The organism is Nonomuraea sp. NPDC004354 (assembly GCF_053602555.1).
The window spans coordinates 256,444-270,630 of the sequence record NZ_JBSGDV010000003.1 but is presented as its reverse complement, the minus strand read 5'-3'; the positions used below and the strand labels follow the sequence as shown (position 1 = coordinate 270,630).

Genomic DNA, 14,187 nt, shown 5'->3' with positions numbered 1-14,187 from the left:
GTCGGGGTGACCACGCTACGTGCGGATCGCGATCGTCTGCGACGACTACTCCCCGCATCTGACCATCAAGCGATGCCGCCGGGTGGCGGACTGGGCCGAGGCCGACAACGTCGAGATCGCCTACACCCCGACCGACTCCTCGTGGCTCAACCGCATCCAGGCGCAGTTCACCGCCTTGCGCTACTTCGCGCTGGACGGGACCGACCATGCCAGCCATAAGGAGCAGGGCGGGCATGATCCGCCGCCACATCACCTGGCGGAACCGGCATGCAGACAACATCTGCCTCCGTCAGATCGTCACCAGGGCGAACGCCGCCTGAGGCGGCACTAGACGAGGATGACGCGGCGGCCGCGTGTGTGGCCGGCGCGGCTGTCGATGTGCGCCTTCGCGGCTTCGGCCAACGTGTAGGTCTTGTCGATCGGGATGTGGAGCTTCCCCCGCGCGATGAGTGCGGTGGCCTCGGCGAGTGCTTCCGGCACGCTTCCGGCCTCGCCGGAGAACCGGACACCGAACTGCGGCGCGCTGAGGTCGGCGATGGAGACGACCTTCTGCGGGTCCCGGGTCAGCTCCACGAGTTCGGGAATCACGCCGGAGCCGGCCAGATCGAGGGCTGCGTCGACGGGACCGAGCCGGCGCACTCTGTCGACCCAGCCGGGGCCGTATGTCGTGGCGAGGGCACCGAGGCTGCGCAGATAGTCCTGGTTCGCCGCACCGGCCGTGCCGATCACCGTGATGCCACGGTCGCGGGCGATCTGCAGCACCGCGGACCCGACTCCGCCGGAGGCGCCACTGACAAGGAGCGTCTGCCCGGGCTGGACGCCGACCTGGCCGATGATGCGCAGCGCGGTCTCGACCACGGAGGGATACCCGGCCGCCTCCGCGAAGGACAGGCCGTCGGGCATCCGAGCCCAGGCCGAGAGCACGGCGAACTCGGCGTAGGTGTCAGCGCCTTCGCCGAACACGCGGTCGCCGATGTCGAACCCTTCGACGCCCTCCCCGATCTCGTCGACCACTCCTGAGGCGTCCAGTCCGACTCCGGCGGGCAGCCGGATCGGATGGGCCTTCAGGATCTGGCCTTCACGGATTCTCCAGTCGACGGGGTTCACGCCTGCTGCCCGCACCGCTATGCGTACCTGGCCGGGGCCCGCGTGGGGTTCCTCAGCCTCAATGATGTGCAGGACGTCCGGACCGCCGAACTCGGTGAAGTTCACTTTCTTCATGCGGCAGACCGTAGCACTAACGGTTAGCTTTTTGAAACGGTTGTGTTTTCGCATCTGGTAGTGTTACCGCATGACCGAGCAGCCAGGACGCCGCGAGCGAAAGAAGGCCGCGACCCGCCAGAAGATCGCCGACACCGCCCTGCACCTGTTCGCCGAGCGCGGCTACGACGCGGTGGGCATCCGCGAGGTGGCCGCCGCGGCCGACGTGGCCGTGACCACGCTGTTCTCCCACTTCAGCTCGAAGGAAGCCCTGGTCTTCGAGCAGGACGAGGACTTCGAGCAGCGCCTCGTGCGGGCGGTCACCGACCGCCGGCCGCACGAGGCGCTCATCCCCGCCCTGCGCCGCGAGATCCACGCCATGGTGCAGCACTGCACGGCGGACGGCGCCGCCCCGCTGTGGCGCATGATCGAGGAATCACCGGCGCTGCGGCAGTACGAGGAGTCGATGAGACAGCGCCACGCCCGGTCGCTGGCAACGGCCATCGCCGCCGACCTGGACTTGCCGCAGACCACGCCGACCTGCAGCGCGATCGCACGCTTCGTGGTCGACGCCTTCTCGGTCGCCCGCGAAACGGACGACCCGCGAACCGCGGTGGACGAGATCTTCCGCATGATCGAGGCGGCGTGGGCGGTCGCTGGTGCCACTCCACCTACGCGGGAGAGCGTTGCGGTGTGAGGAGCGGGGGATGGAGAACGCGCCAGCCGGGAACGGATCCCGACCGGCGTGTCGCAAGCTACCGGGCAATCGGTGCCTGACAAGGCACTAGCTCGCGACCGGCGGCAACGCACCTCCTACCGCCGCGTACCGCCTCGCCCCGCGCCCGATGCGCCCGGCTGGCAACCCGGATCCGACAGACCCCGCATACCCCGCCGGCCTCGCGCGCTCGCGTGCGTGGCATGCCTCCCTCGCCCTGCCGTCGCCTCGATCACCCGGCGCCCCGGCCGGCCTGCTCCGTCGGGTCGGTCGTCGCCCGCGCCCTGGTTCGCCCGCTCCAACGGTTCGGCCGTCGCCGCGCCCCGGCCCCTGTTGGCCTGCTCCGTCGGGTCGGTCGTCGCCCGCGCCCTGGTTCACCCCCTCCAGCGGGTCGGCCATCGCCGCGCCCCGGCCCGCCCTGCTCCGCGGGATGACCAGCGGCCTGGCCAGGCGGCTCCGCTAGATCCCATCTAGCGACGATCTAGCGCCTCCTTCCTGAAGGGAGGTGCGGGATGAAGGCGACGGACCCGCTGCGGCTGGCTGTGATCATCGGCAGCACACGCGAGGGCAGAGTCGGTGACGGGATCGGCCGCTGGTTCGCCGCCCGCGCCGCGCTCCGCGACGACCTCGAGGTCTCGCTCCTCGACCTGGCCGGCTACGCCTTCCCCTCAGCCGTCCCCGCCGTGCCGACCCCCGCCATGCGGGCCTTCTCGGCCGCGGTGGCTGCGGCGGAGGCGTTCGCCGTGGTCACGCCCGAGTACAACCGCAGCTTCCCCGCCTCGCTCAAGCAGGCGATCGACTTCGCCTACGACGAGTGGCAGGCCAAACCGGTCGGGTTCGTCTCCTACGGCTCGGGGTCCTGCGGGCTGTACGCCATGGAGCAGCTCCGGACCGTCTTCATCGGCCTGCACGCCGTCACCGTGCGTGACGGCGTGGGGATCGACCTGCTCGGCGACGGCGTGGACGATCGCGGCAGGCCGTACGGCAGCGACGCACGCGAGCAGGCCGTCGCCACCTTGCTCGACCAGCTCCTGTGGTGGGGGCTCGCGTTGCGCGAGGCCCGCGCCATCCGGCCCTTCGCCTCCTGAACTCCCGACAGAAAGCGACACATCATGACACAGCTAGCCATTGAAACCTCCGGTCTGGTCAAGACCTTCGGCGACAACCGCGCCGTCGACGGTCTCGACCTGGCCGTGCCCGCGGGCATCGTGTACGGCGTGCTCGGCCCCAACGGAGCCGGCAAGACCACCGCCGTTCGCATGCTCGCCACGCTGCTGCGTCCCGACGGCGGCCAGGCCAGGGTCTTCGGCCACGACGTCAGGCGCGAGGCCGACGCCGTCCGCGCCAGGGTGAGCCTGACCGGCCAGTACGCCTCCGTCGACGAGGACCTCACCGGCATGGAGAACCTCGTCCTGCTCGCCCGGCTGCTCGGCCACCGCAAGCCCGCCGCCGACGACCGGGCGCGCGAGCTGCTGGAGGCGTTCGGCCTCACCGAGGCCGCCGACCGCCTGGTCAAGAACTACTCGGGCGGCATGCGCCGCAGGCTCGACATCGCCGCCAGCATCCTCAACACTCCCGACCTGCTCTTCCTCGACGAGCCCACGACCGGGCTCGACCCGCGCAGCCGCAACCAGGTCTGGGACATCATCCGCGTCGTCGTCGCCCACGGCACCACGGTGTTGCTGACCACCCAGTACCTCGAGGAGGCCGACAGGCTCGCCGGCCGTATCGCGGTGATCGACCACGGCAAGGTCATCGCCGAGGGCACCCCCGGCCGGCTGAAGTCCTCCGTCGGCGCAGGCGCGATCCACGTACGGCTGCGCGACGCCGCCCAGCGCGCCGAGGCCGAGCGGCTGCTGTCGGCGGCGCTCGCCACGCACGTCTATCGCGAGGCCGACCCCGTGGCGCTGACCGCGCGGGTCGCCGGCGACGACGGCGAGCGTGCGGCCGCCGAGCAGGCCTCGCTGGCACTGGGCGAGCTGGCGCGCGCCGGCATCGTCGTCGACGACTTCTCCCTCGGCCAGCCCAGCCTGGACGAGGTCTTCCTCGCCCTCACCGACCGCCCCGCCACCGAGAAGGAGACCGCCGCGTGACCACCGACACCCCCTGTCACCGGCAAGGGGACTGCGGCGTGACCACCGACACCTCCATCACCGACAAGGAGATCGCAGCGTGACCACCGACACCTCCACCAGCACCACCTACGTCCCCGTGGCCGAGACGCTCAGGGCCGTGCTCGCCCCGGCCGCCCGCCCCGACCGGCCGAGCGCGCTGTCGGCGTCGATGACGTTCGGCTGGCGGTCGCTGCTGAAGATCAAGCACGTGCCCGAGCAGCTCTTCGACGTCACCGCGTTCCCGATCATGATGACGTTGATGTTCACGTTCCTGTTCGGTGGCGCGCTCGCCGGCTCGCCAGGGGAGTACCTGCAGTTCCTGCTGCCCGGCATCATGGTGCAGAGCGTGGTGATGATCACGATGTACACCGGCGTCGAGGTCAACAAGGACATCGAGCGAGGCGTTTTCGACCGCTTCAGAACTCTGCCCATGTGGCGGCCCGCCCCCATGGTCGGCTACCTCATGGGCGACATGCTCCGCTACGTACTGGCCTCGACCGTCATCCTCGTCGTCGGCCTGATCCTCGGGTTCCGGCCGGATGGCGGCGTGGCCGGCACCGTCGCGGCGATAGCGGTGCTGGTCGGTTTCTCGTTCGCGTTCTCGTGGTTGTGGACGATGCTCGGCCTGCTCCTACGCAGCGAGAAGTCGGTGATGGGGTGGAGCATGCTGGTCCTGTTCCCGCTCACCTTCCTCAGCAACGTCTTCGTCGACCCTGCCACGATGCCGGGCTGGCTGCAGGTGTTCGTCGTCCACATCAACCCGATCAGCCACCTGGTGGCGGCGGTCCGCTCCCTGATGGACGGCTCGGCGAACGTCTCCGAGCTGGGCTGGGTGCTGGTGGCGAGCATCCTGCTCGTCGCCGTGTTCGGCACGCTCACCATGCGCCTGTACAACCGCAAGTAGCGGACCTTCCATCACGGCGCGACCCTGCCCCGCACGCGGACCGGACGGGGGAAGGCAGCGACCGCCTTCCCCCGCCCGGTCCACCCACATGCCACCGGCCGCGACAAAGGCGCCCACCGCCCTCCCGCATCCGGTCCGCTTCCGTGCCGGGTCCGTTGCCCTCCCGCATCCGGTCCGCTTCCGTGCCGGGTCCGTTGCCCTCCCGCATCCGGTCCGCTTCCGCACCCGGTTCGCCGCCCTCCCGCATCCGGCCCACTACCGCACCCGGTCCACCGGCCCGCCTCGCGATCGGTCAGCGCGCGGTCTTCCGCGCCACTCGAGTGCTGCGTGTCGGCGAGGAGCGAGGTCCACGTCGTGCGCGCACGACGTGGACCCGTTGGGTCTCGTTGATCACGGCGGGGCGCTTGTCTCCGTGAGCTTGACGGCGCGCCGGCCCGAACGACACGTGCGATGGCATCGATCCCATCCGGTCTGGCGCGGCGAGGTGGACGGCAACCAACCGTCTCACAGAGCTCTCGGCCGATGATCGTGGAATGCCTGCTGCCAGGTGGCTCGGATCGCATACGCGAGGTCCATCGCGCTGATCTGGCGGGTCAGGATCAGCGACCACGCATGAGTGCCCCGCTCAACGACGGCTCGTGGGCGCGTTCGAGGATGCCGTTTCGGCCGGCAGGCCGCTGCTCGGCGGATCGAGCGGGGAGCCGACCGGCGGGCTCACGTAGTGGTGAAGCAGGGCCGGCTCACCGGCCGCGTTGAGCCAGGCGGCACGGGTGCTGCCCACCCTGCGCCAACCCGACCGTTCGTAGAACCTGATGGCGGCTGTGCCCTCGGAGGAAACCCGCAGCGTGAGTGGAGCCCGGACGGCGGTGCGCACGAAGTCGAGGAGCTGGGCGGCCACGCCACGGCCGCGGGCGGTCGGGGCGACGAACAGCCGGGTGACCTCCATGTCCCGGCTGAGAGCGACATGGCCGAGCACCGCTTCCGCCTCGACCGCTATCCATGCTCTGAGCAGGCGTTCTGGCGTCAACCAGGCGCCAGGATCGGTGGGCCAGTCCACCGGGTAGCGATCTGCGGCCTGGACCTCGGAGAGGGTCTGTATGCAGGCGTCCATATCTGCGGCGGTTCGGTCGCGGATCTCCACGCGTACAAGAGTAGGAGGTCACGACCTCCCTGAAGCCCGCGCCCGTTCTCGTGAGATCGGACAGCGCCGGCCGCCGCCGGCGTCCGGCCCGTAACTGCCTGCACCGTTCGCGACGAAGCCCGCCGCCGTCTTCCCCGCCGGTCCGCCGCGTGGGGGCACGGCCTGACGAAGCCGCGCACGGCCGGCTGCGTGCGCGTGCCGGGTCACCCGATCCACCGTGGGGTGTACTCGACGTGGAGCTCACGCGCTCTGCCCAGCACGCCGTCCCCTGTGAGCTCGGTGCAGTAATGCGAGTCCCACGGCGCCGCACTGCGATGTCCCGGGCCGTGGCGGACGAGGTCGAAGAAGAGGTCCGCGGTCCCACGGAACGCCTTCGCGCTGCCGACCATGAACAGCGTTTCGGCCTGCACACGCTGGTGGAACACATCGCGGTACTCCCGGTGACGCCGGGCGGCGGCATCGATCCCATCGTCGTCCGCCGGGTCCGGCGGAAGGATGCCCACCCTGCCGACCGCGCCTCGCCCGAGACGTGCGCGCAGCCGTTTCCAAAGATGCGGCTTGAACCGCAGCGAATGGTGGAGCAGCACCAGGTCCAGTGGGCCCTCCCCGGTCAACGGCCCGCCCGAAGGAATCGCGCCGCCGCGGAGTGGCAGGTAGACGATCGAACGTCGCGAGCGCGCGGCCAGCAGCCACAGCATGCCGACGTACCGGGCGGCGCCCGCGTCCATGTTCATCTGCAGATAGTGGTCCTGGTCGACCAGCAGCGCGTGGGTGAGCGGATCGCCCGCGCGGACGATCCGGAACTCCGCCGCTCCCAGCCGGACGTGATGGATGCTGATCCTTATACCGGGATTCTCCGCGACCCTTGACGACCGTCGGGCGACCGCGACACCTCACAACCGCCACACCTCACAACCGCCAGGCGACCGTGACACCTCACAACCGCCAGCCGACCGCGACACGTCACAACCGCCAGGCGACCGTGACACCTCACAGCCGCCAGGGGATGTCGCCGCCCGGGTCGTAACGGCAGAGGGTTCCCGTGGAGACGGCGGCGCGCAGGTGGGCGGCGAGCTCCGGATGGAGCGTGTCGAGCTTCCGCAGCACGTCGCGGATCCTGGCGCTGACGGTCTTGCGCGCCCGTTCCGCCTCGTCCCCGAGCCTGCGCGAACGCCCGCCGAGCCCCACCGCGGCCCGTAGCTCGGCCAGCAGCCCCTCGCGTTCCCTGTCGAGGTCCGCCGCCCGCGCGTCGTCGCCCATCCGCAGGGCACGCTCGGTCTCCTCGTCGAGCCTGGACAGATGGCGTCGGTAGCGAGCCTTGGCTTCCTCGTCGAGGATCGCGTCGCCGCCCATCCGGCGCGCGGCCACCACCGCCTCGCCGGCCTCAGGGGCGAGCAGCTGTACGGCGGGCAGGTCCGTGCCCGGTCGGCTCAGCAGGTGGTGGAGATCCCGAAGGCCCTTCGCGTCAGGAACGTGCACCCTGCGCCCGCCGAACGACAGGGACCACACCGACCCCTGCCTCCGGAACTCGTACCCGGAATCGGCCTGACCCGCCCTCGCGGACACCCCTGGCCCGTCCGCCGAGGGAGCCGCCGCCCGTGACGGCATTCTGGATGCCTCGTCGCCATCCGGCCCGATCGGCCGGGAAGCCTGCGGGTCGCCTGGCCGAGCCACCCGCGTCTCGGCCACCTGTGCCACCCCGGCGGCTGGGGCGGGGGCGCGCGTGTTGTGCGCCTGCCGTATGCGTTCGACCTCGGCCGGGATGTGGCGCATGCCCAGCGTGGCCGCCTCGGCTGTCACCTCGCCGAGCAGCCGCTCGGCGGTCTCCGCGTCGCCGGGGCCGGCGCGGCCGAGCAGTGCGGCGCCGAGCCGCAGGCCGGCCTCCACCGACCAGGGGCGTGCGCGCAGCAGCTCGGCCGCGCTCCGGGCGGCGGTGAAGGCGGCGATCGCCTCGTCCCAGCGCTGTTCGGCCGCCTCCACCAGGCCGTGCCACAGGGTCATGGGCCCGCTGACGTCCCAGCCGTAGAGGGAGACCGCCCACTCGCCCAGATGCGGCCGCAGGAGTCGCCTGGCCCTGGCGCACAGGTAGGGATCACGGGAGGCAGCCGCCACCTCTGCCAGGTGCCGCAGCCACAGCGGGCGGATGAACCCGTCGGCAGGCTCGTCGCCAACCTGTGGCGACGGTGTATGGGCTCGCCCGCGCCGCAGGTCGGTGAGCGTCTCCAGCATGGCCGCGTGGTGGTGATGGTGGCCGGAGCGCAGCCGTTCGAGCACGGGCGCCAGTTCCTCGAACCGGCCCTGGGCCAGCAGCAACGCCCAGCGATGGTGGTCGATCATGTAGCCGTAGTGGGTGTGACCGTGGTCGTCGCCTATCGCGACGACTTCCTCCAGCAGCGACTCGGCCTCGGCGAAGTCGCCGAAGAGGAGCTTGATGATGCTCATGTCGATCGATGTGGACAGGTCGACGTGGGCGTGCTGGCTACGTCTGCCCATCGTGACGTAGCGATCGAACTCGTCGAGGAAGCGGGGATCGCCGAGCTCCAGCAGCGCCACCCAGTGGAGGGAGGAGGTGAAGTGCTCCATGTCGGCGTCGCCGCCGCGGCGGGCGAGCTCGCGCAGCTCGGCGGTCAGCTCCACCCGCTGGCCGGCGGTGCCAGGGCCCCAGATCGTGTCGTGCAGCGCCCACAGGCCGAACGTCAGCGCCTCGTCGTCGTCGCTGTTTCTCGCCAGGAAGGTGATGCGCACCGCCAGATCCTGCGCGAGCCGATCGGCCGAGCGCGGATCCACGGGGAGCGGACCGCCCGACGGCGCGGCACCGGATGGCGGCGAGGGCGGTTCCGGCCAGGACGCGTCGCCGGACGGCAGCGCGGCGGACGGCAGAAGGGGGGAGGGCAGCTCTGGAGCGGACAGATCACGGGACGGCGCATCGGCTGACGGCGGACGGGAGACGGGCCGGCCGGCAGCGGGCCTGCCTGCGGAGGGTCGGGTTGCCGAGAACCGATCCGAGGAGGGCTCGGCTGCCGAGGACAGCCCGGCGGCGGCGTCGGCGGCGACGAAAGCGGGGTCGGTGGTGGTGGGCGCGGCGGCGTCGGGCATGAGTTTGCGGTGGGCGTCGCGCAGCAGTTCCACGCTCGTGCAGAGGTCGTGGGGACCGCAGGTGCCGTGGTAGGCCAGCGCGGTGCGGGCCAGCAGGCCGGGATCGTCGAGCCGGCGGGCGGCGGTGATCGTCCGGTCGAAGACCCTCGCGGCCTCCTCCTGCTCGCCGTTGTGGTGAAGGTGGCGGCCGTACTCCAGCCCTGTCTTGATCAGCGACTCGGGCGGCCCCGCCTCGGCCCGCTCCATGGCCCTGCGCCAGTGGGTCATCGACTCGTCCCTGGCCAGGCGGTGCAGCGCCTGCCTTGCCGCGGACACCAGCAGCTCGCACGCCGCCACCGGGTCGAGGGCGTCGCCCGCGAGGTAGGCGTGGCGGGCCAGGTCGCCCGGCAGTGCCTCGTGCGCGTCGCGCAGCGCGTGGACGGTGGCGGCATGCCTGGCCCGCAGGTCCGCCTCGTCGAGCGAGTCGTAGAGCGTCTCCCTGACCAGGTCGTGGGCGAAGGCGAACATGCCGCCCCCCTGGGAGACCACCAGCCGGGCGGCGGCGGCCTGGGTGAGCAGCCGGTCGACGTGGGCGACGGGCTCGGCGGCGACGGCCGCGAGCACCCGCCGGTGGAACGCCCGCCCGAGCACCGCCGCGTCGGTCAGCAACCTGACCACGGTGGCGGGAAGCAACGACAGGCGGCGCCACAGCGTGTCGCGCACGCCCGGCGGGATCGCCGTCACCGAGCCGTTGGTGCGCCACAGCCGGGCGGTCTGCTCGACGAAGAACGGATTGCCGCCCGTGCGCAGGTGGATCTCCTCCACCACGTCGGCGCCGGGCGCGCTGCCGATCGTGCGGGCGACGAGCGCGGCCACCTGCGCCCGGTCGAGGCCGGTGAGCGTGATCACCGTGGCGCGTGACGACAGCGAGCTCAGCTGCGGCCGCAGTGGGTGCTCACCCTGCTCGACCTCGACGTCGCGATAGGTGCCGACCAGCAGGAGCCGTTCGAACCAGGTATGCTGCGCGGCGAACTCCAGCAGCCGCAACGACGCCCCGTCGGCCCAGTGGAGATCGTCGAGCACGACCACGACGGGACGCGTCTGCGACACCGCGACCAGCGCGGTGGTCACCGCGTCGTAGACCCGGAACGCGTCGCCGCCCTCGCTCGCGCCGCCGTCGCTCGCGCCGCCGTCGCCGAGCAGCGCCGCCAGGCTCCCGTCCGCCGCCTCCTCGACGACGGGCCATTCCGTGGTACGGCGCAGCCCGCGGATGACCTGCACCCACGGCCAGTAGCCGGGCGCGGCCTCGGAGTCCCAGCAGGAACCGCTCAGCACCAGCGCGCCCTCATACCTGGCGCGCTCGGCCGCGCTGGTCACCAGCGTGGTCTTGCCGATGCCCGCCTCGCCCGTCACCAGCACGAGCCCGCCGTGGCTGGCGGTCGTCCTGCTGATCTCGGCACGCAGCAACGCGGCAGGGTGCTCCCTGCCGATGAGTGCCTGGGCGTCGTGCGTTCGCATGGTGTTCAGACGGTAGCGGTTGGTGCCGACAAAACCGCGTCGCGGACCGGCGGAGCGCCAGCTGAGAGAGCGCTCTCTCGCGAGCTACAGTGAGCTGGTGCTGATCACGCAGATCTGTATATATCCCATCAAATCCAGCACGGGGCAGGCGGTTGACGCGGCGTATGTCCACCCGTGGGGACTGGACGGCGATCGCCGATGGGCTGTGGTCGACCACCAGGGCGACAACCTGTGGCTCGGCGAGTACCCGCGCATGCTGGCCGTCACCGCGCAGGAGCGACCCGGCGGCGGCCTGCTGCTGTCCGCGGACGGCATGCCCGACCTGCCGGTACCGCCCGCGTCCGGGCCGAGTGTCCGCGTGGGCTTCTCGGGGCTCGACAGCGCCGTGCTCGCCGCCGACGCCGCCCACTCCTGGTTCACCGATCTGCTCGGCGTGCCCGCCAGGCTGGTGTGGCTCGACGACCCCGCCCGCCGTTCCGTCGACCCCGCCCACGGCGGGCTGCCCGGCGAGGTGGTGAGCTTCGCGTGGGACGCGCCGCTCCTGCTCACGTCCGCCGCCTCCGCGCGCAGGCTGGACGAATGGATCGAGGACGGCGCGCGCGTGCGGGGCGAGCCGCCACCGGGCCCGCTGTCGCCGCTGCGCTTCAGGCCGAGTGTGATCATCGACGGCGGGGAGCCGTTCGAGGAGGACGGCTGGCGCGAGGTGCGGATCGGCGCGGTCGACTTCCGGGTATCGGAGCTGTGCGACCGGTGCGCGGTGACGGTCATCGATCCGGTCACCCGCGTCAAGGGCAAGGAGCCGCTGCGGACGCTCGCCCGGCACCGCCGGTGGGACGGCAAGACCTGGTTCGGCATCCGCCTGGTCCCGCGCACCAGGGGCGAGATCCACGTCGGCGACCCGGTCACGGCGACCCGGTGATGGCGACCCGATGACGGCGACCCGCGCCGGAGCCACGTGACGGCGGCCCGGGCCCCGGGAGCTCACGTGCCGTCCAGGGGGTCGACATCCCGGTGACCTGCCTCGGTCCAGGCATACCTGGACCGAGGCCGTACGTCGCCACGTAGCGACCGAATCGGCGCCCCGCGCGCCGGAACTCCGGGGAGCGGGCCTCAGCCGGTCAGCCGCTTGAGGGCGGTCCGCACCACCGCCGGGTCGCTGGTCCGCCAGAACGGCGGCAGCGAGTTGAGCAGGAACCCGCTGTAGCGCGCCGTCGCCAGCCGCGGGTCGAGGACCGCCACCACGCCCTTGTCGTCCTGCGCCCGCAGCAACCGCCCCGCCCCCTGCGCCAGCAGCAGCGCCGCGTGGGTGGCCGCCACCGCCATGAACCCGTTGCCGCCCTTGGCCATCACGTGCCGCTGCCGCGCCGACGTCAGCGGATCGTCGGGCCGGGGGAACGGCACCCTGTCGATGATCACCAGCCGCAGCGAGGGGCCGGGCACGTCGACGCCCTGCCACAGCGACAGCGTGCCGAACAGGCACGTCGCCTCGTCCTCGGCGAACTGCTTGACCAGCAGCATCGTCGAGTCGTCACCCTGGCACAGCAGCGGCACGTCGAGCCGGTCGCGCAGCGCCTCGGTGGCCGCCTTCGCCGCCCGCATCGAGGAGAACAGCCCGAGCGTGCGCCCACCCGCCGCCTCGATCAGCTCGGCGATCTCGTCGACGTAGGCCTGGGGCAGCCCGTCACGCCCCGGCTGGGGCAGGTGCTTGGCGACGTAGAGGATGCCGGAACGCGGATGGTCGAACGGCGAGCCGACGTCGATGCCCGTCCACCCCTTGTCGCCGAGCCCCCACTGCGCGGCCAGCCCGTCGAAGGTGCCGCCGAGCGCCAGCGTGGCCGAGGTCAGCACCACCGTCCGCTCGCCGAACAGTTTCTCGCGCAGCATCCCGCCCACGCTCAGCGGCGCCACGCGCAGGGTCGCCGGACGCCGGTCGGTGGCGCCGTCGAGCCACACCACCTCGGCCCTGTCGACCTCCGAGGCGTGCCCGTAGGCCTCCAGCATGCGCACGGCCGTGTCGTGCACCTCGTCGAGCGCGGACAAGGCGGCCTTGCGCTGGCCCGCCTTGTCCGGATCGTCCTTGTCGGCCCCGCGCGGCCCCAACGCCGTGATGCACCTGGCCGCGCTGTCGCGCACCAGCGCGAGCGTCAGCCCCAGCACCTCGGGCAGGTCATCGACACGGCCCGGCGGCGCGGCCTCCAGCAGCGCCTTGAGGTCCTCACCCGCCTCCATCAGCTGGTCGGCGATCGGCTGCTCGATGAGCCGCCCCACCCGTCGTACGGCCAGCGACACCGAGGCCTCCGACAGCTCGTCGGTCACCACCGACGTCACCCTGTCGACCAGCTCGTGCGCCTCGTCGACGACGACGACCTCGTGCTCGGGCAGGATCGACATGCTCTCCATCGCGTCGATGGCCAGCAGCGCGTGGTTGGTCACGACCACGTCGACCTCGCCGGCGCGCGCCTTGGCCAGCTCGGCGAAGCACTCGGCGCCGCTCGGGCAGCGCTGCGCGCCCAGGCACTCCTTGGCGCTGACCGAGAACTGCCGCCACGCCTGCTCGTTCACGCCGGGCACCAGCTCGTCGCGGTCGCCGGTCGTGGTCTCCTCGGCCCACTCCTGGATGCGCTGGACCATCCGCCCCGTCGCGCTCACCTCGCGCGGGTCGAACAGCTGGTCCTGCTCCTCCTCCGGCCAGCCCGCCGTCGCCTTGTAGCGGCACAGGTAGTTGCGCCGGCCCTTGAGGATGGCGAACGTCGGCTCGTGCGGCAGCTCCTTGCCGAGCGTCTCGGCCAGGCGGGGCAGGTCGCGGTCGACCAGCTGCCGCTGGAGGGCGATCGTGGCGGTGGAGACGACGACGGGGGAGTCGGACTCCATGGCGTGCCTGATCGACGGCACCAGGTAGGCCAGGGACTTGCCGGTGCCCGTGCCGGCCTGGACGGCGAGGTGCTCCTCGTTGTCGACGGCCTGCTGCACGGCCTTGACCATGGTGATCTGCCCTGGCCTGTCGCTCCCTCCCAGGGCGCCTACGGCGATCGAGAGCAGCTCTTCGACGGGTGGGAGTGTGGAGTCCGGCACGGCAGAACCGTACCTGGTCGCGGCGACAGAAATGGCAGCCTTCCGGCGGGGGCACGCCGCGCCACCCCGAAGCCGCGCCCGGGGCGGTGCCGCCCGAAGCCGGTCCCGCCGGCCCGCTCGGTGCCGCTCGCGCGCTCGTACTGCCCGCCCGCCCCGCCCGCCCGTCGCGGCGCTGCCCGACCCGTCGCGGCGCTGCCCGACCCGTCGCCACGCCGTCCGAAGTCCCGTCTCGCAGCCGCGTCGGCAGGCCGTGCCGCCGGGCCGTTCCGGGGATCACGGCCAGGCGCACGGCCCCGCCGGAGATCGTCTGAAGATCCGCCCAAGCGCCACCTGATCCGCGGCAAAAGGATGGTCACCTCTCCGTACGGAGGTGAACACATCCCGGCGTTCCAGACGCCCGTCCCCTTCGGGCGTGGCACACTTGCGGGCGTAACCCGCCAGGTCAAAG

The 14,187-nt window shown here is 71.9% G+C and carries 11 protein-coding genes; 6 read left to right on the top strand and 5 right to left on the bottom strand.

What is annotated here, in order from left to right; genetic code table 11:
• Positions 1-19 precede the first annotated feature (19 nt).
• Positions 20-331, top strand: coding sequence for a hypothetical protein (locus ACWENQ_RS11945; RefSeq protein ID WP_452414052.1), 312 nt, complete (start codon positions 20-22; stop codon positions 329-331).
• Here ACWENQ_RS11945 and ACWENQ_RS11940 read toward each other — a convergent pair.
• Positions 328-1,221: an NADP-dependent oxidoreductase gene (locus ACWENQ_RS11940; RefSeq protein ID WP_452414519.1), complete on the bottom strand. Its 894-nt coding sequence runs from the start codon at positions 1,219-1,221 to the stop codon at positions 328-330. The two genes, ACWENQ_RS11945 and ACWENQ_RS11940, sit on opposite strands and share 4 nt — an antisense overlap.
• 70 nt (positions 1,222-1,291) lie before the next feature.
• On the opposite strand from ACWENQ_RS11940, the gene ACWENQ_RS11935 reads away from it, so the two are divergent.
• The 4 genes from ACWENQ_RS11935 (at position 1,292) to ACWENQ_RS11920 (ending at position 4,933) form a co-directional block, all read left to right on the top strand.
• Positions 1,292-1,897, top strand: coding sequence for a TetR/AcrR family transcriptional regulator (locus ACWENQ_RS11935; RefSeq protein ID WP_452414051.1), 606 nt, complete (start codon positions 1,292-1,294; stop codon positions 1,895-1,897).
• Positions 1,898-2,427: 530 nt separating this feature from the next.
• Positions 2,428-3,003 carry an NADPH-dependent FMN reductase gene (locus tag ACWENQ_RS11930; RefSeq protein WP_452414049.1) on the top strand — a complete coding sequence of 192 codons (576 nt, stop codon included), beginning with the start codon at positions 2,428-2,430 and terminating at the stop codon, positions 3,001-3,003.
• Positions 3,004-3,027: 24 nt separating this feature from the next.
• On the top strand, positions 3,028-4,008 hold the full coding sequence (locus ACWENQ_RS11925; RefSeq protein WP_452414047.1) for an ATP-binding cassette domain-containing protein: 981 nt from the start codon (positions 3,028-3,030) through the stop codon (positions 4,006-4,008).
• 79 nt (positions 4,009-4,087) lie between these two features.
• Positions 4,088-4,933 carry an ABC transporter permease gene (locus tag ACWENQ_RS11920; protein WP_354907456.1) on the top strand — a complete coding sequence of 282 codons (846 nt, stop codon included), beginning with the start codon at positions 4,088-4,090 and terminating at the stop codon, positions 4,931-4,933.
• 625 nt (positions 4,934-5,558) lie between these two features.
• Here ACWENQ_RS11920 and ACWENQ_RS11915 read toward each other — a convergent pair.
• The 3 genes from ACWENQ_RS11915 to ACWENQ_RS11905 form a co-directional block, all read right to left on the bottom strand.
• Positions 5,559-6,074, bottom strand: coding sequence for a GNAT family N-acetyltransferase (locus ACWENQ_RS11915; protein WP_452414045.1), 516 nt, complete (start codon positions 6,072-6,074; stop codon positions 5,559-5,561).
• Between the two features lie 203 nt (positions 6,075-6,277).
• Positions 6,278-6,808, bottom strand: a complete 531-nt coding sequence (locus ACWENQ_RS11910) for a hypothetical protein (protein WP_452414043.1) — start codon at positions 6,806-6,808, stop codon at positions 6,278-6,280.
• Positions 6,809-7,064: 256 nt separating this feature from the next.
• Positions 7,065-10,667 carry an AAA family ATPase gene (locus ACWENQ_RS11905; RefSeq protein ID WP_452414041.1) on the bottom strand — a complete coding sequence of 1,201 codons (3,603 nt, stop codon included), beginning with the start codon at positions 10,665-10,667 and terminating at the stop codon, positions 7,065-7,067.
• 22 nt (positions 10,668-10,689) lie between these two features.
• Here ACWENQ_RS11905 and ACWENQ_RS11900 point away from each other — a divergent pair, with 22 nt between their 5' ends.
• Positions 10,690-11,586, top strand: a complete 897-nt coding sequence (locus ACWENQ_RS11900; protein WP_452414039.1) for an MOSC domain-containing protein — start codon at positions 10,690-10,692, stop codon at positions 11,584-11,586.
• Between the two features lie 191 nt (positions 11,587-11,777).
• Here ACWENQ_RS11900 and ACWENQ_RS11895 read toward each other — a convergent pair whose 3' ends face one another.
• Complete coding sequence (locus tag ACWENQ_RS11895) at positions 11,778-13,739, bottom strand: ATP-dependent DNA helicase (RefSeq protein ID WP_452414037.1); 1,962 nt, start codon at positions 13,737-13,739, stop codon at positions 11,778-11,780.
• Positions 13,740-14,187: the final 448 nt, after the last annotated feature.